At 48.0% G+C, this 24,315-nt stretch carries 21 protein-coding genes and 1 tRNA gene; 4 read left to right on the forward strand and 18 right to left on the reverse strand.

Features of this window, described 5'->3' with window-relative positions; translation table 11 throughout:
- The first annotated feature begins 73 nt into the window (after positions 1-73).
- Complete coding sequence (locus B5D35_RS11480; RefSeq protein WP_078752720.1) at positions 74-1,939, forward strand: MFS transporter; 1,866 nt, start codon at positions 74-76, stop codon at positions 1,937-1,939.
- Here B5D35_RS11480 and menE read toward each other — a convergent pair.
- From menE to B5D35_RS11510, 6 genes are read right to left on the reverse strand one after another with little or no spacing between them, the layout of a single operon-like run.
- Entirely contained in the window at positions 1,919-3,265 is a 1,347-nt protein-coding gene (menE, locus tag B5D35_RS11485; protein WP_078752721.1) for an o-succinylbenzoate--CoA ligase, read from the reverse strand. The genes B5D35_RS11480 and menE overlap by 21 nt on opposite strands.
- Positions 3,259-4,239: an o-succinylbenzoate synthase gene (menC, locus tag B5D35_RS11490; protein WP_078752722.1), complete on the reverse strand. Its 981-nt coding sequence runs from the start codon at positions 4,237-4,239 to the stop codon at positions 3,259-3,261. The genes menE and menC overlap by 7 nt, the downstream gene beginning before the upstream one ends.
- An 11-nt stretch (positions 4,240-4,250) precedes the next feature.
- Positions 4,251-5,117 carry a 1,4-dihydroxy-2-naphthoyl-CoA synthase gene (gene menB / locus B5D35_RS11495; protein ID WP_078752723.1) on the reverse strand — a complete coding sequence of 289 codons (867 nt, stop codon included), beginning with the start codon at positions 5,115-5,117 and terminating at the stop codon, positions 4,251-4,253.
- 22 nt (positions 5,118-5,139) lie between these two features.
- Positions 5,140-5,940: a 2-succinyl-6-hydroxy-2,4-cyclohexadiene-1-carboxylate synthase gene (menH, locus tag B5D35_RS11500; protein WP_078752724.1), complete on the reverse strand. Its 801-nt coding sequence runs from the start codon at positions 5,938-5,940 to the stop codon at positions 5,140-5,142.
- Entirely contained in the window at positions 5,924-7,654 is a 1,731-nt protein-coding gene (gene menD / locus B5D35_RS11505) for a 2-succinyl-5-enolpyruvyl-6-hydroxy-3-cyclohexene-1-carboxylic-acid synthase (RefSeq protein WP_078752725.1), read from the reverse strand. Before menD ends, menH begins: the two co-directional genes overlap by 17 nt.
- The gene (locus tag B5D35_RS11510; protein WP_078752726.1) at positions 7,651-8,967 is read right to left on the reverse strand and encodes an isochorismate synthase; all 1,317 of its coding nucleotides are present in this window, start codon (positions 8,965-8,967) and stop codon (positions 7,651-7,653) included. The genes menD and B5D35_RS11510 overlap by 4 nt, the downstream gene beginning before the upstream one ends.
- A gap of 386 nt (positions 8,968-9,353) precedes the next feature.
- Between B5D35_RS11510 and B5D35_RS11515 the strand changes: the two genes are divergently transcribed.
- Positions 9,354-10,568: a pyridoxal phosphate-dependent aminotransferase gene (locus B5D35_RS11515; protein WP_078752727.1), complete on the forward strand. Its 1,215-nt coding sequence runs from the start codon at positions 9,354-9,356 to the stop codon at positions 10,566-10,568.
- Positions 10,569-10,602: 34 nt separating this feature from the next.
- Here the strand turns inward: B5D35_RS11515 and rrtA are convergent, their stop codons facing one another.
- Entirely contained in the window at positions 10,603-11,178 is a 576-nt protein-coding gene (gene rrtA / locus B5D35_RS11520; RefSeq protein ID WP_078752728.1) for a rhombosortase, read from the reverse strand.
- Between the two features lie 49 nt (positions 11,179-11,227).
- Here rrtA and B5D35_RS11525 point away from each other — a divergent pair, with 49 nt between their 5' ends.
- Positions 11,228-11,851, forward strand: coding sequence for a tRNA-uridine aminocarboxypropyltransferase (locus B5D35_RS11525; protein ID WP_078752729.1), 624 nt, complete (start codon positions 11,228-11,230; stop codon positions 11,849-11,851).
- A gap of 26 nt (positions 11,852-11,877) precedes the next feature.
- On the opposite strand, the gene B5D35_RS11530 is transcribed toward B5D35_RS11525, so the two are convergent.
- From B5D35_RS11530 to B5D35_RS24305, 10 genes are all read right to left on the reverse strand, one after another.
- Complete coding sequence (locus tag B5D35_RS11530; RefSeq protein ID WP_170915170.1) at positions 11,878-13,245, reverse strand: anti-phage deoxyguanosine triphosphatase; 1,368 nt, start codon at positions 13,243-13,245, stop codon at positions 11,878-11,880.
- On the reverse strand, positions 13,226-13,822 hold the full coding sequence (yfbR, locus tag B5D35_RS11535; RefSeq protein ID WP_078752730.1) for a 5'-deoxynucleotidase: 597 nt from the start codon (positions 13,820-13,822) through the stop codon (positions 13,226-13,228). Before yfbR ends, B5D35_RS11530 begins: the two co-directional genes overlap by 20 nt.
- Before the next feature lie 186 nt (positions 13,823-14,008).
- A complete protein-coding gene (locus B5D35_RS11540) occupies positions 14,009-14,287 on the reverse strand; it encodes a ComEA family DNA-binding protein (RefSeq protein WP_078752731.1) in 279 nt (92 codons plus the stop codon).
- A gap of 187 nt (positions 14,288-14,474) precedes the next feature.
- Positions 14,475-16,364 (reverse strand): peptidylprolyl isomerase, encoded by a 1,890-nt coding sequence (ppiD, locus tag B5D35_RS11545; RefSeq protein ID WP_078752732.1) that lies wholly within the window; start codon positions 16,362-16,364, stop codon positions 14,475-14,477.
- Between the two features lie 168 nt (positions 16,365-16,532).
- Complete coding sequence (gene hupB, locus B5D35_RS11550; RefSeq protein WP_078752733.1) at positions 16,533-16,805, reverse strand: nucleoid-associated protein HU-beta; 273 nt, start codon at positions 16,803-16,805, stop codon at positions 16,533-16,535.
- A gap of 195 nt (positions 16,806-17,000) precedes the next feature.
- Complete coding sequence (gene lon / locus B5D35_RS11555; RefSeq protein WP_078752734.1) at positions 17,001-19,373, reverse strand: endopeptidase La; 2,373 nt, start codon at positions 19,371-19,373, stop codon at positions 17,001-17,003.
- A 169-nt stretch (positions 19,374-19,542) separates the two neighbouring features.
- Positions 19,543-20,823 carry an ATP-dependent protease ATP-binding subunit ClpX gene (gene clpX / locus B5D35_RS11560; protein WP_078752735.1) on the reverse strand — a complete coding sequence of 427 codons (1,281 nt, stop codon included), beginning with the start codon at positions 20,821-20,823 and terminating at the stop codon, positions 19,543-19,545.
- Between the two features lie 137 nt (positions 20,824-20,960).
- Positions 20,961-21,584, reverse strand: a complete 624-nt coding sequence (gene clpP / locus B5D35_RS11565) for an ATP-dependent Clp endopeptidase proteolytic subunit ClpP (RefSeq protein ID WP_078752736.1) — start codon at positions 21,582-21,584, stop codon at positions 20,961-20,963.
- Positions 21,585-21,691: 107 nt separating this feature from the next.
- Positions 21,692-22,993, reverse strand: a complete 1,302-nt coding sequence (gene tig, locus B5D35_RS11570; RefSeq protein WP_078752737.1) for a trigger factor — start codon at positions 22,991-22,993, stop codon at positions 21,692-21,694.
- Between the two features lie 414 nt (positions 22,994-23,407).
- Positions 23,408-23,484: transfer RNA gene (locus tag B5D35_RS24305), tRNA-Arg, on the reverse strand.
- Positions 23,485-23,627: 143 nt separating this feature from the next.
- On the opposite strand from B5D35_RS24305, the gene B5D35_RS11575 reads away from it, so the two are divergent.
- On the forward strand, positions 23,628-23,999 hold the full coding sequence (locus tag B5D35_RS11575) for a hypothetical protein (RefSeq protein WP_078752738.1): 372 nt from the start codon (positions 23,628-23,630) through the stop codon (positions 23,997-23,999).
- 12 nt (positions 24,000-24,011) lie between these two features.
- On the opposite strand, the gene B5D35_RS11580 is transcribed toward B5D35_RS11575, so the two are convergent.
- Positions 24,012-24,315: IS3 family transposase (locus tag B5D35_RS11580; RefSeq protein ID WP_139367754.1), on the reverse strand; the 304-nt coding region annotated here is incomplete at its 5' end.

Raw genomic sequence — 24,315 nt, forward strand, 5'->3', positions numbered from 1 at the left:
TTCATCGTCATTTCCTTCCCGTATCATCCCCAATGTTGTAATGCGGAAGATGAGCAATTCATAGGACGATTTCATGGCAACACAATCTGGCCTTTTGACGCAGCGACGCTTTCTCCCTTACTTCATCACGCAGGCTCTTGGGGCATTTAACGACAACGTCTACAAAAACGTTCTCTTGATCCTTGTTGCCTTCGCCGCACCTGGTGCAATTGGAGTAAGCACTAACTTATTTATTAACCTTGCTGCTGGCTTGTTCATCCTTCCCTTCTTTCTTTTTTCCGCTTTCGCGGGTGAACTGGCTGACAAATACGAAAAATCGCAATTCATCCGCGCAGTGAAGCTCATTGAAATCGCGATCATGGGCCTTGCTGCCATCGCATTTATCTATGAAAGCTACATGTTGCTGCTGTTCCTGCTGTTTTTAATGGGAACGCAATCTGCGTTCTTCGGGCCTGTAAAATACGCCCTATTACCACAAATACTCACATCAAAAGAGCTGGTTCCCGGTAATGCTTTGGTGGAAACCGGAACGTTTTTGGCCATTTTGATCGGCACCATGGTTGCTGGTGTCATCGCAAATCAACAGGATGCAAAAGAGCTTGCCGCTCTTGCTGTCGTCTTGTTTGCCTTACTTGGCTACCTGAGTGCAAGGCACATTCCGGCAGCCGAAGCAGGAAACCCAACACTGACCATTCGCTACTCCCCGATCCGACAAATGAAAACCACACTTGGCATCGCGCACAAAGATAAAGTGGTGTTACAAGCCATCATGGGGATCAGTTGGTTTTGGTTTTTGGGTGCTAGCTATTTAACCCAATTTCCCAACTACGCGAAGTTGTATCTTGGCGGCAATGAGGCGTCAGTGTCTTTTCTGCTTACGCTGTTTTCCGTCGGTATAGCCATCGGCTCACTGCTGTGCGATAAGCTGTCAGGACACCGCATCGAGCCGGGTATTGTGCCGATTGGCGCGCTGGGGTTAACATTTTTTGGTGCGCGATTGTTTTTATCGACACCAGAGACCGTGCCTGTCACCGCTAGCTTTACGGATTTTCTAAGCCAACCAACGCTTTGGTGGGTATTTACCGATTTGTTTTTTATTGGTGTCTTTGGCGGGATATTTATCGTGCCGCTCTATGCCTTAATGCAAGCAAGGGCCAAAGACAGCGAGCGTTCACAGGTGATTGCCGCTAACAATATCTACAATGCATTGTTTATGGTTGTTAGTGCAGTACTCGCCATTGTTCTACTGGGTGTGGTCGGCATCAGTATTCCGGTGTTTTTCTTCATACTGGCGATGTTGAATTTGCTTGTTGCACTTTACGTTGGAAAACAGGTTCCTGTGTTTGTCATTCGCTTTATGATCTGGGTTCTGAGCCATACCTTCTATCGCGTCGAACACAAGAACTTGCAGAACATTCCAGAGAAAGGCGGCGCATTGTTGGTCTGCAATCACGTAAGTTACGTTGATGCATTGCTGCTCGCTGGCGCCTGCCCTCGTCCCATCCGATTCGTGATGGATGACGATTACTTTAATCTTCCGCTACTCAATTATTTTTTCCGCGCTAGCCGCGCTATCCCAATTACGCTTAGCAGCGGTTCAATACGTCATGCACTGACACAAGTGAAGTCCCAGTTAGAAGCGGGCGATGTGGTGTGTATTTTCCCGGAAGGCCAACTGACGTCCGACGGAGAGATGATCCCCTTTAAGCGCGGTATCGATTTAATCATCAAGCAAACACCGGTACCTGTGATTCCAATGGCGTTACAGGGATTGTGGGGCAGCTATTTCAGCCGAAAAGGTGGCAGAGCATTGTTGAAGTTACCCTGCAGATTCTGGTCGCGCATTGTTGTATCCGCAGGCTCGCCTATATTGCCGGAAGACGCCACCTCTGAACGTTTATTCAATGAAGTGAAGCAGCTAAGAGGTGATGTTTGCTAACCAGTGTTGAAGATCACGGCGGGACACTTTGATTCCGCCATTTAACACGTCTTGGGGAAAGGGGAAAATACGCGTTGGGCATTGGTAAGGAGAAACGGTCACCTTTGCCCAAGCAAGGAACGCCTGAACATCAACGTCGCCATCTACAATCGCAACCGGCACCTGCCCCCATTTTGCATCAGGCAAAGGCAAGATAAAGATCTGACGAATACCGTCGTATTTACCCAATACACGCTCAGCCATTTCCGGCTGCACATTCTCGCCACCACATATAAACATGTTGTCCAGTCGGCCCAGAATCTTCAGTTCGCCATTTTCCCAATCACCCTTGTCTTTCGTGGCAAACCAGTCATTGGTAATAGAGTCCAATTGTCCGTTCTTCACATAACCCGGTGAGAGTGTTTCACCACGCACCAGCACCTCAGAGCAATTAGAGAGCATCAACTCACGATACTGCATCGGCTTACCCACCGAAAATGCGCCATTAGCACGCTTGGCGGTAATGGTTGAGGCCATTTCCGTCATACCATACCCACACCAGCACTGAATGCCAGCCTGCTCCGCACTGTCCACCAGGTCCTGCGGGATCACCGCGCCACCCAAGAGCACCGAATGCAAAGTCGATGAACGTTCACTGTCGAGCAACCGCTGTAATTGCGTCGGCACCAAAGACGCATGCGTTGCCCCTTCCAGTGCTTGGGACAATGCATCTCCCTGAGTATTGGCTATTTTCAGCACTGCACCTTTAGATAACCAGCGCCAGACAATCGCAAGACCAGACACATGAAAAAGCGGCAAAGAAAGCAGCCAACAATCTTGACGCTCAAACGGCATCAACGCAAAGAGTCCCTGTGCACTCGCGAGGTGATTTTTTGCGGTGTGAGCAACTGCCTTGGGTAACCCCGTAGACCCTGATGTGAGTGTCAATGACACGACGCGTGAGATATCAAATACAGGGCTGGGCAGTACGTCACCTTGTTGCTCCGGCATATTGTCGGGAGACAAATATGCCTCTATGCCAATATTCGCGAACAACTCTTCGCGCAAGGGTTCACCCAATGTCGGGTTCAGCATCAGCGTTTGAATACCCACTTCCCACGCCGCAAGCATTGTTACCAGCGTCTGGTAGGTATTTTGACTTTCGAGAGCGAGGAATGTCGGGACAGGAACTGGGAGTCTCGAACGCGCATTCGCGATATCGGCGCAAAGGTCAGCCCAGCTTTTGGCATGATTGTCGATTAAAATGGCCGTTTGCTGCGAACCCTTTAGATTCCAATGCAGCCACGGCCATTCTTTGAACGGATTCAGTTCGCGCGGATTTAGCACGACGCTTCCCAAGCTTTGTCGCATTCGGACAGCGGCATCACTGGCAGTTCGCAGTCTGGCCACGCGTTCTCAAGTTGCACACCAAACATGTCTACCGTGTCCAATCCTGGAATGGAATCTGGGGTCAGCCAGTGAGCAATTCGCGCCAACTGCATCAAGCCGAAGCTTGATTCCAGACTTGAGCTAATCACCACCTCTAATCCCATCTGATGCGCTTGCGCTGTCAGTGCTTTCACCTTGTCCAGCGACCCCACCAGCGTAGGTTTGATGACAATTGCCTTCAAACCGTCATGCATCTCTAGCGAAAAGCCATCATCACGCACCGTTTCATCCCACGCCAACGCAATGCCCGATTCCTGTGCAAAAGCGAGGCTGTCACTCGGTGATTGACAAGGCTCTTCTAGGAAAGCGATACGCGAGCGATACGCGGGGTGCACATACTTCGCAAACTGCGCGGCTTTTGCGGCCGTCCATTGACGGTTTGCATCCAATCGCAGCATCAAGTCTGGGATAACTTCAAGGAACATGTTCACGACCATGCCATCTCGAATGGCTTCGTACATGCCCACTTTAATCTTGGCGACTTTCTGCCCCGGCATGTCCGCCAGTTTTTGCACCAAATCATCAGGGTCGCCATTGCAAAGCGGCGCGGCCTGATAGTTACCTTCTAATGGCACCTCGGCATCAAGTTCCGCCATTGCCATTGAAAGACCAAACGCAACGGATGGATACAACGAATCTACGTCGATAGCATCGCCGCGTAGCCATTGAGTGAGAGCTTCTTGTGCCTGTTCACCCGCTTGCTCCGCATTCTCACGACTAAACTCTGGTAGTGGTGCAATCTCACCACGTCCAACCTTGTTGCCGTCACGCAGCTCAACGATGTATCCGTCTCTGTTTACCAGACGGGTGTGACGCAAGATCACACCACTGTCCATAGGCAAACAATAGCGATATAAAACAGCCTGTTTCATATCTGATGTCTTTATGGGTTACGAGGGAATTTGTTGAAGTCTGGACGACGACGCTCGTTAAACGCGTTACGCCCTTCCTGACCTTCTTCCGTCATGTAAAACAGCATGGTTGCGTTACCCGCCAGTTCTTGCAAGCCCGCTTGACCATCACAGTCAGCATTCAACGCAGCTTTCAAACAGCGAAGTGCCATTGGGCTGTGCTGCAGTACTTCACGACACCAGCGAACAGTTTCACGCTCTAGCTCTGCGTAAGGAACCACGTGGTTCACCAAGCCCATATCCAACGCTTCTTGTGCATCATAGAAACGGCACAGGAACCAGATTTCACGAGCTTTCTTCTGACCAACGATGCGCGCCATGTACGACGCGCCCCAGCCACCGTCAAACGAGCCCACTTTCGGTCCAGTTTGACCAAACTGCGCATTGTCAGCAGCAATCGTCAGGTCACACATCATGTGAAGAACATGACCACCCCCCACTGCGTAGCCAGCAACCGATGCGATCACAGGTTTCGGACAAGTACGGATTTGACGTTGGAAATCCAACACGTTCAAGTGGTGAGTACCTTCGTCATCACGGTAGCCGCCGTAGTCGCCGCGAATCTTTTGGTCGCCGCCAGAACAGAATGCGTGTTCACCTTGTCCTGTCAGCACGATTACACCAACGCTTTCATCATAACGGGCGTCAGCCAATGCATTGATCATTTCTTTGACTGTCTGAGGGCGGAATGCATTACGCACTTCAGGACGGTTGATGGTGATACGCGCGATACCGTCTACAGACTTTTGATAGATAATGTCTTCGTAACCGCTTGAGCAATCATTCCACTCTACAGGTGCATAGAGTTCTTGTTCGGTTAAACCTGTTGTTCTGGCCATAGTGATTCCATTAAATCGTCAGTTAAATTGTTTCTATCAGTTGTTTGACCAACTGGCTAAACAGCTTGGGCTGTTCAGCGTGAATATTGTGTCCAGCGTTTGGGACAATATGAAAATCAAATCCCGCTCCTCTCGCAATCGTCAAAAATTTGCCATCACCTTCACCACAGATAAAGTGGACAGGAATCCCTCCATCTCGAAGCGCATCGCACAACAGCGGCTGCTTAGATAAAGATGTGGCACGCAGCATGCTGGCTACTTTATTTCCGAGATTACCACCACGAACTGCAACCAAACATTGTTTTTGCTCATGGTTTAGCGAGGAAAATACGGGTTGTTCATACCAATTCTGAAGCACATCACTCATGGGTTCCTGTTCAAACCTTATTGCCCATTGCTTGTCATTTTGCCATCTCGCTTCTCGCTCTTGCGGCGGTATGCCTGTATGCCCGCTTTCCACAATTAACGCGTCGATTGAAAACGCAGCATTCGGCAACAAACGCGTGTGAAATGACGAAATATACATTGCCAATCGCGCACCTAAGCTGTAACCAATCAACCAAATCGGTCCGTCTACATGCTGTGCGATACTCTGAAGGATAAGTCGACATGTGGTATCAAAATCCACGCCGTCGACATCAGCACTCGCGCCATGCCCAGGAAGATCGAGGGTTAAACACGAATAGTGACAGGCGAGTTGATCAACCACTGGCTGCCAATCTTTTTGTGACCCCAGCAAACCATGAAGAAAAACCAGCGTCGGTGCGCTGGCGTTCTCATGTTTTTGCAGCGTAGCGGCGAGCATGTCAGAACAGACTTGCATGCGTGATCTCTTCAAACAACGCCTTCAAATCTTTCCCGCACTCACCAGCTGGCGCACGGATTTCCATTAGCGTGGTGCCACAATGCTGTTGCGCTTCTAAGCAAGCTGCTCTTGCTTCCAACAAGTCGGTTGGGGCTATGTAATTCAAGGCAAACATTTGTGCGGCATGCTCAAAAGAAAAACCGTGCGGCATGCGGTAGTAGTTGTCTTTGTTCGCATCTGGCACAGGCAACATGTCGAAAATACCGCCACCGTCGTTATTAATAACAATCAGCACCAATGGCAACGTGCTGCGTGCTAGCAATGCCAAACTGTTTAAATCATACAGAGCAGAGGTATCGCCAACGAGGCACACCATTCGACGACGGCGCGCGCGTTGCACACCGCTCGCTGTTGCAATCAGCCCATCAATTCCGGAGGCACCACGATTGGCAAAAACCGGTACATCGGGCAATGAACAGCACATATCTAACAGACGAATGGCCATGCTGTTACCGATAAACAGATCGGAGTCAGGTGCCAACCAATTTGCAAAATCGGTTGCCAGCGTTTTTTCTGTCAACGCTGCGGGTGCACGGCATTGCTTTTGAATAATCGAAAAATAGGTGCTTCTCGCAATATAAAGCGACACCGCCCAATGCGCATTTTCTGCTGATGTGGAGTGTTCCAACATTGCGTTAGCCAGCGTCTCACCCTTAGCAACGACGCGCAATGATGAGCGATTACTCGGATCTAACCGCCCAGGATGTTCATCTATCAGCCAATAGGTGCCGTTAAACTGTCCAAGAAACTGCCCCAACCGCTTGGATACCAAACGCGCGCCAAATTGCAGGATAACCTCTGCTTGGTTTAAGACATCTGCACAAGCTGGGTTTTGCAGCCATACATCAAAGCCCGCATAGTCTGACCCTTGCCCCGCTTGCGGGTCGCAGAGTAATGGCCAGCCTAGCTTCTCAGCTAAATCCCCCGCGGCAATGCGCGTTTTTCGATCTGTTCGGCCAACAATCAACACGCCTTTTTGGTGCATTAACGAGGTCCAATCTGACAGCGCTGTATCGAGGTTGGGCACGGTCTGGGTAAAAGAGAGGAAGTGCGTATCGCTCTCCAACCATGTTGAGACAGGAGAAAGGTAAGCGTCAGCATTTTCCATCTCGCCATACAGCGGTTCAGGGAACGGACAATTTATATGTAGGCTACCGCCGCCTTGTTCCTGTTGATGACGTTTTTCTTCGATAGCGCTAAGAAGCCAAGCCGGAGAAAGGGACTGTGTTGGCGAAGGTAAATGCAGTGCACCAGACACATGGTCGCCAAAGATATTGTGTTGTTGAATCGCTTGATTCGCGCCGTTTTGAATCAGTTCAGGCGGCCTGTCTGCCGTTAGTAGAACCAGCTTTTCTCGGGTTAATCCCGTTTCGGCGACCGCAGGAAGAAGGTTTGCTACCGCAGTCCCCGACGTGACGATAACAGCAACGGCATCCTCGCTGGCCTTGGCAAGACCCAACGCGAGAAAACCCAATCCACGTTCATCAAAGTGGGTGTGAAGCGTCACATCCGCGTGTATTTGGCTGAGTGCTTCGGCTTCCAACGTCAACGGTGTTGAACGTGAACCTGGCGCGATACAGATATGACGAACACCAGAGCGATACAAGCAAGTCAGCGCTAGCCGAGCCCATACACGATTTAGGGTGGATTGTTTTAAGATGAATTGTTTCATCCGTATTTTTTCTCCGCCGTCTTTTCAGGAACGGGCTTTAGTAAGCTCATTAGCGTTGACACTTTGCGATCTAATTCTTTCCATTCGCATGCTGGCTGAGAACCGGGAACAATGCCCGCGCCTGCGAACAAATGCAGTACATTATCCATCACGAGTGCACTTCGAATTGCTACACAAAATTCGCTTTTTTTTGCGCTGAGGTAACCGACTGAACCACTGTACCAACCTCGAACAAACGGTTCATTATCAACGATAAAATCTACAGCTTGTTGTCTCGGTAAACCCGCTATCGCGGCGGTCGGCTGCAATATTTCCAGTAACGTCGAACTCGGGACATCAGCGTGCAGCACACCAGATATGTCACGTTTTAAGTGCTGAACTTTACGCAACCGCACAAGGTGTGCCGCTTCTTCCACCTCTAGGTTCTCGGTACACACTTGCATCCGCGAGGTAATGTCATCGACCACCAAACGGTTTTCATACACATTTTTCTGATCGTTTAGCAGCCATTGTGCGAGTTCATCATCATGCTGCGTGTCCTTGCCACGTCCGATTGTGCCCGCTAATGCTTCCGTTTTCACTTCACAATCATGACGTTCAAACAAACGCTCAGGGGTGGACCCCACGAAGCAATGCTTTTCATCCAGCGCCAGTAAAAAATGGAAATTGGACACATTTTGATCACGGCTGGCTTTCATCAGCTGGGCAGCCGATAAGGGGCGATCAAGGGTCAGGGATGTTTTTCTGGCCAATACCACTTTTTGGAGTTCAGTCGCTTCAATGGTTGTTAGCGCGCGGTCAAGCATGGTTGACCATTCAGGGAATGCTGGGGAATGTTCAGACGATAGAATGTTGCACTCAGGCTCCGAAAGACGCTGTGGGATATGCGTCACTTTCGATAACGCAGCCTGCGCTCTCAACGGCTCTTCATTTATATTGATCGCGACAGACCAATCGTTACCTTTCCGCGATATTTCTATGCATGGCAGGAAAAAAAACGATTGTAAGCAGCGATGATTTCGTTCCGTTCTCCCGTCAAACGAACGGCCACCCCACACGCGCTGTCCCGGTGCCAAATAATTTTCTGCCACCTGTGGATCTGAAAACGTTTTAACCTGACCCATCGCAATAACTTCTTCGTTACCGTCACGCGTCTGCCAATAGAATTTGGGGAAAAGAGGTTGTGCATCCAACCAAGCAATGGGGTCGAGAGCTGAAGGCCATGTAAAGGGTAAAGACAGTCGCTTCTCAATGGGTGCCGCTATTGATAGGGTTTCAATGAACCGAGCTATCGCTTGGCTTAAATCGGTCAAATAACCTCGCTTAAAACTTACAACCAGTTTGCAAAACTCCCGACTCCTTGGAGATATGCCTGCTTCGCTAAGCCCTGCGACAGCAACTGAAGTTACACACAGAGAATAAGACTGAACAAGCCGAACGAAACACAACCACTTTGATGGAATTTGCATCAATAGACATTGATTTGCGACAAGCTCAATAATATTTCCTGTTGGAAACGCATTCTACAACCTTATTGATTCTGATGAAAATCGAATGATCTAGCATAATATTCCAGCCAAACAGGATTAAATCACTAACTTTCTGCTTTTTGGCTTATTTTTATTATTAGATACTTATAAATGCCGTTTCGTTAGTGTAATTTACTGCAAATATCAAAAATTCAAGTTCGGGAACCAAGATGCAAGAAATCGGGATGTCGTCAAAGCTGGATAACGTCTGTTACGACATTCGTGGTCCGGTTATGAAGCAGGCAAAGTGCCTTGAAGAAGAAGGCCATAAAATTCTAAAACTGAACATCGGCAACCCTGCTCCATTTGGTTTCGATGCACCAGATGAAATTCTGGTCGATGTGATCCGCAACCTTCCTACTTCTCAAGGATATTGCGATTCCAAAGGCATTTATTCTGCGCGTAAAGCGGTCGTTCAACACTACCAAAAACGCGGCATGCTGGACTTGGATGTCGAAGACGTTTATCTGGGTAATGGTGTATCTGAGCTGATTGTGATGTCAATGCAAGCTCTGTTGAACAGTGGTGATGAACTACTAGTGCCATCACCAGATTATCCGTTGTGGACTGCTGCAGTGTCTCTGTCAGGCGGTAATCCTGTTCACTACATGTGTGATGAAGAGTCTGATTGGTACCCAGACTTAAACGACATTAAAGCGAAGATCACGTCAAAGACCAAAGGGATTGTTCTGATTAACCCAAACAACCCAACAGGTGCAGTATATAGCCGAGACTTCCTGCTTGAGATCGTTGAAATTGCGCGTCAGAACAACCTCATCATCTTTGCGGACGAGATTTACGACAAAATTCTGTATGACGGCGCGCAACATCACTCAATCGCACCGCTTGCACCAGACGTTTTTTGTGTCACGTTCAGCGGGCTGTCAAAGTCGTACCGCGTATGCGGTTTCCGTTCAGGCTGGATGATCCTGTCAGGTCCAAAGCAAATAGCTACGGGCTACATTGCCGGACTGGAAATGTTGGCCTCTATGCGTTTGTGTGCAAACGTGCCAATGCAGCATGCAATACAGACAGCATTAGGTGGTTACCAAAGTATCAATGAGTTGATCCTGCCTGGTGGCCGCTTACTGGAGCAGCGCGACAAGGCATGGGAACTGCTGAATCAGATTCCAGGTGTTAGTTGTGTGAAACCGAAAGGCGCACTGTACTTGTTCCCGAAAATTGACATCAAAAAATACAGCATTCATGACGATGAGAAAATGATGCTGGACTTCCTGATGCAAGAGAAGGTTCTGATGGTTCATGGTACAGGCTTCAACTGGCACAAACCTGATCACTTCCGCATCGTAACGCTACCGCGCGTGGACGATCTTGAAACCGCAATTGGTCGATTTGAACGCTTCCTGACAACGTATCGTCAGTAACTGTTTCGATTATAAAAACAGAAAAAAGCTTGGCTCAGCCAAGCTTTTTTTGTTTTGCCTCAAGAGCATCACCCGACGGTTTCCACAGCAACGCAAACATAAGCCCCACAATTGCACCCGCCCAATGCGCCTGATAGGCGACCCCTGCTTCTATAATCTGCGCGGTCAATGCATCTCCACCGTTGTAAGCTTCGTAGCTCATCTTGCCGAAGACACCCACCAGCAATGGCCAACCTAGCGGCACTTTATTTTGGATATCTCTGACAACACCCCAAACAAACAATCCGTGTAATACGCCGGAAAGACCAGCATACCAATCATACGGGCTGATGAACATGACCAGTCCGATAACCAGCATCATGCACCACACGATGATGACCATTGAACGCACTTGATAATACTGACGGTGCAAAAACGTAATAATTACCAATGCCGATAGGTTCATCGCGATATGGGCAAGATTGGTGTGAGTGATATTTCCTGTTACGATGCGCCACCATTGCCCAGCTAAGATCTCTGTACGTTCCCAAACAAGAAATTGGTGAACCACAGGAATTTGTGCAATAAGGGTGACAATCACAATCAAACAGAGAATGCGAATAACCGACAAGCGCGTCTCCAAACATCGTATTTTCATTTAGTTATAGCGTACAGTGGGAATGAATAAGAAAGCCAGCCGATATTGCGAACAATGCGGAAAAGCCAAGAAAGCCTGTATCTGTCATCTCATCACGCGAATTGATAGTGATATCCCTGTTGTGGTGCTTCAACACTCATCAGAGGTCAATCAACCGATTGGCACTGCCCGTATTTTGTCTCTGTCTTTGCCTAACTGCACGCTGATCGTCGGTGAGGACTTTTCCAGCAACGAACAGCTGAACTCGCTTCTTAGCAAAGGGGACACAGAGTACGCGCTGCTTTATCCAGCCGAAACCGCTACCCCCATCAACCAATGGACGCCCAAAGAAACAAAACAACAAGGCATCATCCTCCTTGATGGCACCTGGCGAAAAGCGTTCAAAATGTATCAGCTTTCCAATAATTTGCAGGCACTCCCTTGCGTCATGCTCGATGAACGTGCAAATGGAAATTATCGCATTCGAAAATCCCCTAAAGAAGGCGGGCTGTCGACGGTTGAAGCAGGGTTTCACGCGTTGGCTAAACTGTCAGGTGACACAGAAAGATTCACCCCACTGATCGATGCTTTCAACGGCATGATTGAGTTCCAGATAAAACAGATGCCACCCGGAGTATTCGAGCGGCACTATGGTAAGGAAAGCTGATGGCAAAAATGACTGGCTCGTTTTGCTTATCGAATCGGGTACCACGGCCCTTGGCTGGTTCCGGTAAACATCGTGGCATGCAGGCGTTGTGCATAACCGTCAGTCATCGCTGAAATGTAATCAGCAATCACGCGGCGGCCACTTTTTCCCTCTTCGAGGTCTTTACGCCACAAATCTCGGGTCGCGACAGGCAATAAGCGTTTCGGATCGGCGTCAAAGGCATCAAACAATTCCATCACCAACTGTTGCCCTTTGTACTCAATCACCTGTAGCTCAGGCTTTTGCACCACATACTCACTGACAAAGCGTTTTAAGATATCCAACACACGGTGCATGGTATCTGACAGCATGGCATTCCATTGCAACAGTGGATCATCGAACCGGTTCACCCCATCTTGCACCGCAGGCTCTATCTGAATGGCCGTCAGCAGAGTATTCACTAACGCACCAATGGCATCTTTACGCTCATAGTGTGGGCCAAACATTTGTTCGCTTAAGTGTCCAATATTCGTTTCGAGCCAAGGATCACCACATTCCGCAATCTGACTCGCTACTGCCTCCTGCCACTGATCACGATTCACTATCCCCATCACGATGGCATCCTCCAAGTCATGCACGCCATATGCGATGTCATCAGCAAGCTCCATGATAGAGCAATCTAAAGATTTGAACCCTGTCCGGCCATGCGAATAATCTGTCGGCTCGGTTTTTAATGACGAAAACAACGCCTTGTCATTGTCAGAGAGCGGTTCAAGTACCCAATCAAAACGGCTGATATCATCATCATAGAGCCCTTTAGCTGGGTGCCACTGTGACGCTTTCAAACGGCGGAAGTCACTAACCTCTTCCTCTGCAATACATTTGTGCGTTTTAGTGAGCAATGCAGGATATTTCAACAAGCCCAGCAACGTGCGACGTGCCAAATTCATGCCGTCATGTTGCGTGTACGGCTCTAGAAGCGTGAGAATTCGAAATGTTTGGGCATTGCCTTCAAAACCGCCATCGTTTCGCATCATGTAATTCAACGCAATTTCGCCACCGTGACCATAAGGTGGGTGCCCGATATCGTGTGCTAAACACAGACTTTCCATCAAACTGGTCGATGGGAGTAACGACCGGAACTCCGGTTGCTTCTCTTTAAGCTGGGCAAGAATACCCGTGCCTATCTGGGAAACCTCTAAAGAGTGCGTCAGGCGAGTTCGGTAAAACTCACTGTGTTCAGCGCCTAGCACCTGCGTTTTGGCTTGAAGGCGACGAAAAGCAGCAGAATGCAGGATACGAGCCCTGTCGCGCTGAAATACGGAGCGTTTATCGTTTCGACGTTGTTTGTGCTCATCAGCAAGGCGGGCTTCCCACGCGATATTCACGGAAAAATCACTCATCGCTGATTTCATCCAATGTCAGGCTAAAGCTTTTCGCGAACGTTTCCATAAAATAGGTTGTCGCGTCACTCGCTCTCTCTTCCATCGTCGTTACCAAACGGCGCTTGGCCTTCGCAAATTCGTGGTTACCCGCAGACAGTTCCTCTAAGCATTTTAAGTATGCGCAAATCGCATCCGCTTGTTTAACCAACTGGTAGTCGTCAGGGTCAATCGAATCACTATCGATCAGCGGCCGATAATCATCACGAAACTCCTCTGGTAACATGGACACCAGTTTGTCTTCCGCGATTTGCTCAATTTTCTTGTACTCATCAGCAATGGCAGGATTAAAATATTTAATGGGGGTTGGAAGATCGCCAGTCAATACTTCGCTGCAATCATGGAACATAGCAAGAAGCGCCACACGTTCCGGTGAGTATTTCCCACCAAATTTTTTGTTTTCAATCAAAGCCAGTGCATGCGCGACAAAAGCCACCTGAAGGCTATGTTCGGAGATATTTTCATTCGAGACATTGCGCATCAACGGCCAGCGATAGATAAGTTTCATTCTGGCTAAATAGGCAAAAAAATGGCTGGGTTTGTTACTCATAACGTCCTTGGCACTCAGGTAACGGTTGGTCTTCTACCATTCTGTTGCCGATACGCCGAATTCTCAAGCTTGCACTTCTATTTTTGCCTCATTCCGTGCGAAGTATGCAGCGATGAGATAAACGTAGAGATAGGGAGAGCGTGCTCCCCAGCACACAGCTTCATCATTGCGATCGCTCAGTAAGGATTAAAGCGTTATACGATCGCGGTTTTTCTCTACGATTGCCGAACCAATTCCTTTTACATCAGACAGAGAGTCGGCACTTTCAAATGCGCCATTTTCAGTACGGTAGTCGACGATGGCTTGCGCTTTACTTTTCCCCACACCATCCAGATACTTATCCAGCTCTTCGGCGTCAGCCGTGTTGATATTTACCGCTGTCTGATGATCTGCGGCAGACGCGAAATTGATAGGCGAAAAGGCGAGTACGACAGCGACAAATGCTGCAGAAAGAAATGCTTTCATGGTTAACGTTCCTTGTTGAGTTATACATCCGAAGGTTCTGTCAAAGGCAGGGCCTGACAAGTACTAGCGTAATGAGCAAAGAGAGGAAAACCATTTGAGAGGGCAAAAAAACGACGGGGCGCGAAATGCGCCCCGTCGGTGTGACTTATCAATTACAACTAAGTGCGTTTTCTACTATGAGTAAGCCTTATTGCTCGACTTGCTCCAGTGAATAGGTCACTTTGGTATCCGCTTTCAGTTGCTCAACCACTGACGCGAGTTCAGTGTTTGCCAACGTACGAGATACGCGATCAGCCAACTGGCTTTCCAAGCTGATTTCTGCCGCTTCTGGCTCGTTCACACTGTCCAGCGCAACCAGAACCACGTCACCGTTAACCGCTCGCGTGAAACCATACTCACTCTTACCGTCAGCAGGTGTCGCCATAGTGAATGCCAGTTCGGCCACTTCACGCTCAGGAGACCCACGATTAATTTCTGATTCTGTGCCGAACGTGTAGCCTGACGCATTCAAACCTGCGTCATTGCCTTCACTCAGCTCTTTCACCAAAGAATTCGCCAGTGTTTGCGCTGCGTTTTCACCTTCTTGACGTTTAAGCAATGCAGTCACCTGCGCTTCAACATCTTCGTAAGGCAGTACGATTTCCGGACGAGAATCGTCAATGCGCACAACCATCACATGCTCAGGTGCAATCTCGATGATGTTCGAATTTAGACCATCTTCCTGTACTTCAGGTTGCTGCAATGCTTGCAGCACAGTTGGGTTTGCCAACGCACCTTGCAGATCAGCCAGTGAAACAAAATCGGTCTTCTCAACGTTCGCGTTCACCGCAGCAGCAGCTTCATCCAGATTGTCTGGCATTTCGAATGCTTTCTCAGCAAGCTCATTAGACAGAGAGTAGAACTTGTCCGCAGCATGCTGTTGCTTAAGTGTCGCAAGAATCTCGTCTTTCACTTCTGCGAAAGGTTTTGCATCTGATGGTTTCACGTCATCCAACTTGATGATGTGGTAACCAAATTCAGATTGAACAACACCCGACACGTCACCTTTATTGGTTAACGCAAAAGCCGCATCTTCGAATGCAGGATCCATTACGCCTTTATCGAACCAATCCAGTTGACCGCCCTGCTCTGCGCTAAAGGTGTCATCAGATTCTGTTTTCGCCAGTGCAGCGAAATCCGCACCTGCATTCAACTCAGCCAGTACTTTTTCAGCTTTCGCTTTCGCTGTAGCGTCATCACCTTGGATCATGATGTGGCTTACTTTGCGTTGCTCTGCCGTACCGTAAGTTGCTTTATTCGCTTCGTAGTAAGCTTTAGCTTCCTCTTCAGTGACATCGGCAAGATCAGCAATGCTGTTGCCCGTCAACTCAACATAAGAAATCTTGAATTGCTCTGGGCGAACAAACTGAGATGGATTCTGCTCGTAGTACGCTTTTTTCTGCTCATCGGTGATGTCAGCTTTGTCTGCGAACTCTGAAAGCGGCAACGTAACGGTGCGAACCATACGTGTTTGGCCTTCCAGCTGATAAATCGCTTGCAGTTCATTTTCCAGTGCAAATTCGCTGTTTGTCAGTGCACCAATCAACTGTGCACGAACCATATCTTGACGAACATATTCCGCAAATTGATCCGGTGATAGACCAGTACGACGCAGTGCAGCCAGGTATTGCTCGTTATTAAAAATACCGTTGCTTGCAAATGCAGGCATTGAACGGATTTCATTTTTCACCTGCACATCACTGACGCGAAGGCCCAGCTTGCTTGCTTGTTGATCAAGCAAAGCTTGGTTCACCATACGGTCAAGCACATTTTGGCGGAATTGAGCCAGGTAGGTAGGGTCGCTCAACAGTGTTGAGAAGAAGTCCCCTGCCTGAGCTTGCATCTGTTGACGCTCGTTCTGGTAGGCCTGCTCAAACTGATTGCGGCTAATTTCTTGATCACCCACTTTTGCTGCTGGTTCTGTAGTGCCGCTCGCTAAGTAGCCCCCCACCCCTGCAAATACAAAAGAAAAGATAATAAGGCTTAAGATGATCTTAACGGCGAGGCTGTTAACGCCTTCGCGTAGTCGCTCCATCATAACGTGCCGTCTCTCCTGCTAATTCAAACGTTCGTTTTTTAAAACTAAAAAAGCGCATCCCGAGATGCGCCTTTACACTCTGATTTGACCTGATTATACGCTGATGTCGCAGACATTACAGCCTTAAAACAGCCTCTTCGCGACAAAGAGCAAAACGGCAAGTTAGATTTAGTTAACCGCGTCTTTCAGAGTTTTACCAGCTTTAAAGCCTGGGACTTTAGCTGCTGGGATTTTAATTTCAGCGCCAGTTTGTGGGTTACGGCCAGTACGTGCTGAACGCTCACGAACAGAGAAAGTGCCAAAACCTACAAGAGCCACTTGGTCACCGTCTTTCAGGCTGTCTGAAACCGCTTCAATCAGAGCATCCAGCGCGCGACCAGCAGACGCTTTAGACAGATCAGCATTTTGTGCAATTTTATCAATTAACTGCGACTTGTTCACTTTATATCCCCTTTACAAACGAACCACAAATCCCATTTTTTGCGGCGGCGAACAACAAATGTCCACCTAAGTTATTAAACAAGACCTACAAACGCTGTAGCTGTTAATAATGAAGGGCTTGCAGCGTTTCCATTAACTTAGCCCTCAAAAAAAACGCTGACAAGCCTTTTACCGACTGTCAGCGTTTTACGTTGCTTAATTTTGCTGCGCGTCACTCTTTTGCGGCGTCACAAGCTCGATTCCAAGCGGATTGTTCTGTAACGCTAACGTCAGAACATCATCAATCCAGCGTACGGCATGGATATCGAGATCCGCTTTGACGTTGTCTGGAATTTCTTCCAGATCACGTTCATTCTCTTTTGGAATGATCACGGTTTTAATACCACCGCGATGCGCTGCCAGTAGTTTTTCTTTCAAACCACCAATCGGCAACACTTCACCACGCAGGGTTATTTCACCTGTCATTGCAACATCCGAACGCACAGGGTTGCCCGTTAGGCTCGATACCAGTGCTGTACACATTGCGATACCCGCACTCGGGCCATCTTTTGGTGTCGCACCTTCAGGCACGTGAACGTGAATATCACGCTTCTCATAGAAGTCGTTATTGATACCCAGCTTCTCAGCACGAGTACGCACCACTGTCATTGCCGCCTGAATCGACTCTTGCATCACATCGCCCAGCGAACCGGTTTGTGTCAGCTTGCCTTTACCCGGCATAGATTCGGTTTCGATAGTCAGTAAATCACCGCCTACCGATGTCCATGCAAGGCCCGTAACCTGACCAACGCGATTACTCTCGTCAGCTTTACCGAAATCAAAACGTTGTACGCCGAGGTAATTTTTCAGGTTATCTTGATTGATGGTGATAGATTTCAACTCTTTGTTCAGCAGAATTTCTTTCACTGCTTTACGGCATAGCTTAGAAATCTCGCGTTCAAGGCTACGTACACCCGCTTCACGCGTGTAGTAACGGATGATACCGATGATGGCAGAATCTTCGATGGTCACTTCGTGAGGTTTCAGGCCATTACGCTGAACCTGTTTGTCCACCAAGTGCTGCTTAGCAATATTCAGTTTTTCGTCTTCGGTGTAACCTGAGAGACGAATCACTTCCATACGGTCAAGTAATGGACCCGGGATGTTCATTGAGTTCGAGGTCGCCACAAACATCACATCCGACAGATCATAATCCACTTCCAGATAATGGTCGTTAAACGCATTGTTTTGTTCTGGGTCCAACACTTCCAACAGTGCTGAAGACGGGTCACCACGCATGTCTGATGACATCTTGTCGATCTCATCAAGCAGGAACAACGGGTTTTTCACGCCCACTTTGGCCATCTTCTGAACCAGTTTGCCCGGTAACGAACCAATGTATGTACGGCGGTGACCGCGAATTTCCGCTTCGTCACGCACGCCACCCAACGCCATGCGGGTGTACTTACGGCCTGTTGCTTTCGCAATCGACTGACCCAGAGAGGTTTTACCTACACCCGGAGGACCGACCAAACACAGGATTGGGCCCTTAAGTTTGTTAATACGATTTTGTACCGCTAAATACTCAAGGATACGTTCTTTCACACGCTCCAAGCCGAAGTGATCGGCATTCAGAATTTCTTCCGCTTTCGCCAAATCTTTCTTCACTTTTGAACGCTTCGACCATGGCACACTGACCATCCAATCGATATAGCTACGAACAACCGTGGCTTCTGCAGACATCGGCGACATCATCTTAAGCTTCTGAAGCTCTTGTTCTGTCTTTTCTTTCGCTTCCTGAGGCATTTTAGATTCTTCAATCTTCATCTTCAGGCTTTCAAATTCGTCTGGCGCGTCATCCAGCTCACCCAGCTCTTTCTGGATAGCCTTCATCTGCTCGTTCAAGTAGTACTCGCGCTGACTTTTTTCCATCTGCTTTTTCACGCGACTGCGAATGCGCTTCTCAACCTGCAGCAGATCGATTTCTGACTCCATCATGGTCATCAGAAACTCAAGGCGCTCTGCAATGTCGATGATTTCCAGCACTTGTTGCTTGTCATGCAGCTTGAGCGGCATGTGCGCGGCAATGGTATCGGCCAATCGCGCTGCTTCATCAATGCCGTTCAACGACGTCAGTACTTCTGGCGGGATTTTTTTGTTCAGCTTGATAAAACCTTCAAACTGACTGATCGCGGTGCGTACAAGCACTTCCTGCTCGCGCTCGTCCATCTCCGCCGTAACAAGATACTCTGCATCCGCAGTAAAGAAATCATCTTCGCGGAATTTCTTAATTTCAGCGCGTTGCAGGCCTTCCACAAGGACTTTTACTGTGCCATCTGGCAGTTTTAGCAACTGCAAAATTGACGCGACTGTACCTACTTCATAGAGGTCAGAAATCGATGGGTCATCGGTCGCTGCGTCACGCTGAGCAACCAACAAAATCTGCTTATCATTGTCCATCGCTGCTTCAAGGCAACGGATTGATTTATCCCTTCCCACAAACAGCGGGATAACCATATGAGGGTAAACAACCACGTCACGCAAAGGCAGGACCGGAATTTCAATGCGCTCGGAACGCTCCAAGTTCATATTTTTCTCTCTTCCGTTTTTGATATTAAAGAGTATATGGGGATAGTTTGTCAGGATTCAACGGCGCAGGCGGCAGAATGTAAAAAAGGGGGCCCTAGCCCCCTTTTTTCTGTACTCTGACCGCACAAATGATTAATTTTGCAGCAGAATAACCGCACAAATTGATGTATTACTCAGCACCAGCAGCCTGATTTTCCGCTGCTTCATAGATTAGCAGTGGGTCAGATTCGCCTTTAATTACCGATTCATCGATAACTACTTTCGTCACATCTTTACTTGACGGCAGATCGTACATGGTGTCCAAAAGTACCGCTTCAACGATAGAACGAAGACCACGTGCACCGGTTTTACGGTCCATGGCTTTCTTCGCAATCGCTGTCAACGCATCATCACGGAACTCCAGTTCCACACCATCGATTTCCAGCAATGCTGCATACTGCTTGGTCAGTGCGTTTTTCGGCTCACGCAGGATCTGAACCAGTGCATCTTCATCCAGCTCGCTCAAAATCGCAGTGACTGGAAGACGACCGATAAATTCTGGGATCAGACCGTATTTCACCAGATCTTCTGGCTCAACCTGACTGAATAGATCGCTCAGCGTCGCTTCTTGGTCTTTAGAACGCACTTCCGCGCCAAAGCCAATACCGCTGCCTTTCGCAACACGCTGATCAACCACTTTATCCAAGCCTGCAAATGCACCACCACACACGAAGAGAATCTTAGAGGTATCAACCTGCAAGAACTCCTGCTGCGGATGTTTACGACCACCTTGAGGTGGCACGGATGCAATTGTGCCTTCAACCAGTTTCAGCAGTGCTTGCTGAACACCTTCACCAGAAACGTCGCGGGTGATTGATGGGTTGTCGGATTTGCGGGAGATTTTGTCGATCTCATCGATGTACACGATGCCACGTTCCGCTTTAGCGACGTCATAATCACATTTTTGTAGCAGTTTTTGGATGATGTTTTCTACATCTTCACCCACATAGCCTGCTTCAGTCAGGGTGGTCGCATCCGCCATTGTGAACGGTACATCAAGGAAACGCGCTAACGTTTCTGCCAGCAGCGTTTTACCGCTACCCGTAGGACCAATCAGCAAAATGTTACTTTTGCCCAGCTCTACGCCGTCTGCGTTTGTGTCGCCATTTTTCAGTCGTTTGTAGTGGTTATATACCGCTACGGAAAGCACTTTCTTCGCTCTATCCTGACCGATAACGTAGTCGTCAAGGTGCGCACGAATTTCCTGTGGTGTAGGAAGTTCGTTACTGTCGCGCTTCGGCATGACCTCTTTTATTTCTTCACGAATGATGTCGTTACACAGGTCAACACACTCATCGCAGATATAAACAGAAGGTCCAGCAATTAACTTGCGTACTTCATGCTGGCTTTTGCCGCAGAAAGAGCAGTACAGCAGTTTGCCGCTGCCACCGTCTTTTCGCTTGTCTGTCATTCGCTAACCTCTTTAGGCTCTCGCCCATGTTTGCCATGATCTGAGTCTATAACATCTCGGCAGAAATTACAGAGTGCTGAGAGACTCAATTCCGAATCAGTTCGAGTCATCTGACCTAACTGCCTCAGAATTAAAAATTAATCACGTTTCGCCAAAACTGCATCAACCAAACCATATTCAACTGCATCGGCAGATGACATGAAGTTATCACGGTCTGTGTCACGCTCAATGACTTCCAAAGGCTGACCAGTATGTTCAGACAACAAGGTGTTTAGCTTTTGCTTGATTGTCAGAATTTCCTGCGCATGGATTTGAATATCTGAAGCCTGACCTTGGAAACCGCCCAAAGGTTGGTGAATCATTACGCGAGAGTTTGGCAGACAGAAACGTTTGTCTTTTGCACCACCTGCAAGCAAGAACGCGCCCATTGAACACGCCTGCCCCATACACACTGTGCTCACGTCAGGTTTGATGTATTGCATGGTGTCATAAATTGACATACCCGCAGTGACTGAACCACCTGGTGAATTGATGTAGAGGTAAATGTCTTTTTCTGGATTTTCTGATTCGAGAAACAGCAGCTGCGCAACAACCAGATTCGCCATATGATCTTCTACCTGACCGGTAAGAAAAATCACACGCTCTTTCAGCAAGCGGGAATAAATGTCATAGGAGCGTTCGCCTCGGGAAGTCTGTTCAACAACCATCGGCACCAACGCATCCATGATAGAAGGCATTCCGTTATTATTTTGAAAGCTCATAGTCTTATTTCCCTAAAATAAATGGCCCGGATGAAATTACTTCATTCGGACCATTGTTATCAGAAGAGTGAATTCTAAGTCAAATGTCCACTCAACAATTCTAGCACTTAAGCTTGAACTGGGTTCATCAGTTCGTTAAAGCTTTGCTCTTTTTCAGAAACTTGTGCTTTCGCTAGCAGAGCGTCGATTGCTTGCTCTTCCAGTGCGATATTGCGCATGTTTTCCATCAAACGCTGGTCTTTCTCGTAGTATGCAACGACTTCTGTTGGATCTTCGTAAGCTGAAGCCATATCTGCGATCAGTGCTTTAACACGCTCTTCGTCAGCTTTCAGTTCTTCAGACTTGATCACTTCACCCAGAAGCAGACCAACAACTACGCGACGACGCGCTTGTTCTTCGAACAGTTCACGTGGCAATTCTGGCGCGTTGTCCATTTGACCACCAAAGCGTTGAACCGCTTGCTGGCGCAGAACATTGATTTCTTGGTCGATCAGGGCAGTTGGTACGTCGATGTTGTTTTGCTCAACCATACCGTCGATAACTTGCTCTTTGATCTTGTTCTTAACCGCTTGCTTCAGTTCGCGTTCCATGTTTTTACGAACTTCTGCTTTCAGGCCGTCAACGCTACCGTCTTCAACGCCGAAACGTGCTACGAACTCTTCAGTCAGTTCTGGCAGTTCTTGCGCTTCAACTTTGCTCAGTTTGATGTCGAACTTCGCCGCTTTACCTTTCAGGTTCTCTGCGTGGTAATCTTCTGGGAAGTTCACGTCGATAGTGAATTCTTCGCCTGCTTTCTTACCAGAGATACCGTCTTCGAAACCTGGGATCATGCGGCCTTGGCCCATAACCAGCGCGAAGCCTTCAGCTTTACCGCCTTCAAACTCTTCACCGTCGATAGAGCCAGTAAAGTCCATGGTTACACGGCTGTTTTCTTCAGCAGCTGCGTCAACTTCAGACCAAGAAGCCTGTTGCTTACGCAGGGTATCGATCATTTCAGCAACGTCTTCTTCTTTAACGTCAGCCAGTGGCTTAACCACTTCTACTTTGTCCAGGTCTTTCAGTGCGATTTCTGGGTAAACTTCAATAGAAGCTTTAAATACCAAGTCTTTGCCTTCTTCAGTGTCAACTGGAGTGAAAGTTGGCGCACCCGCTGGGTTGATCTTCTCTTTGATGATTGCTTCGATGAAATGACGCTGCATCACTTCACCCATCACGTCGTTACGTACTGCTTGACCGTACATACGTGAAACCATCTTCAAAGGCACTTTACCTTTACGGAAACCATCGAAACGACGATTTTTAGCAATGTTGCGTAGTTCAGCAGTAACTGCATCTTCGATGTTTGCTGCTGGAACAGTGATAGTCAGGTGGCGCTCTAGGCCTTCTGTGGTTTCAACGGTAACTTGCATTGTATATTTAACCTCAAAACTTACTCAGGTTTGCTGAGTGATGTTGCACGGCTCCTGCCGTTAGCATCCTTTCGTGCTACAACGAATTATCGCCATAGCGCCTGTGAATCGGGACACTTAGCGTCAATACGCCAGCATCGATAAACCTCAAAACACGAGGCGTGATTTTTAAGACGCGCCATTATAGCGGCATGGCCCTGATGAGTCGAGACGGGCCGTGTCCATCGTCGTGTTTCTGTGAGATTGGGGCACTAAAAAAGATTTCAAGGGGAAAACAGAAGAAATACGCATTAAAAAACGAATAAACGTTTTAATCGGGCAAAAAATTGAACGAAAAAGCGCAACTACGGCTAGAAAATGGCGTCGAATCAACGGTGTATAAAAAAGGGATTTTATTGCAAGAAGAAGTCGAAATGGCGCGCCCTACAGGATTCGAACCTGTGACCCACGACTTAGAAGGTCGTTGCTCGTTTAACACCCTAAATTTAACTTACTACATATTACTACTTTCCCTTAAAGTTTGTCTAACCTCTTCACGCCTTAGCATTTTCAGGGGATTTTTCCATCCACAAATCATTTGCGTAACCCCTTGCAAATAGTTACCATTTAAAGAGCTATAATAGTAAGGATGTCTATGAAAGATTTTTCCGCGCATGGTCGATACCACTTCGTCGTAAAGCAAAAGGTAGCAGTAGTACCTGCTACTGCATTTCCTGTCTTGTACCTTGAAGGAGAAGATGGTTACACAATCATGTGGTCGTTGGTTGATTACTTCATTGCATACCCATCAAGAAGTGAAACATGGATGCGGGACACTGCTCGTGCGGTTGGTCTCTTTTATGACTACTGTACTGCCTGCCGTAATACTAACGCAGATCGCCGCACCCAACTTCGTAAGTTCATGTCTAGCCTTGAAAACGGAACAGTGGATGTTGATACAAAGATTGACCCAACTGGTTTGTATTGGGCACCTACTGGTATAACTAAAGCTAAGAGGCTGTGGTAAGACCCCAGAACTCTATACACTTTCAAGCTTCTGATAATACTGTCTTTCGTATTCATTCGGTGACAGTCCACCATTAGTACCATGATTCCGTTTTGGATTGTAGAAGTACTCGATATATTCAAATATCTCAGAGCCTGCTTCCTCACGGGTTTTATAGATTCTTCGTTTTACTCTATCTTTCTTGAGCAGCGAGAAAAAACTCTCAGCAACGGCGTTGTCGTGACAGTTTCCCTTTCTACTCATGCTAATTTCCATATTGTGTTCTTTTAGGAAACTGCGCCAGTCGCTCGAGATATATTGAACGCCTTGATCAGAG

Origin of the sequence: Enterovibrio nigricans DSM 22720, from assembly GCF_900167155.1 — a bacterium.
GTDB lineage: Bacteria > Pseudomonadota > Gammaproteobacteria > Enterobacterales > Vibrionaceae > Enterovibrio > Enterovibrio nigricans.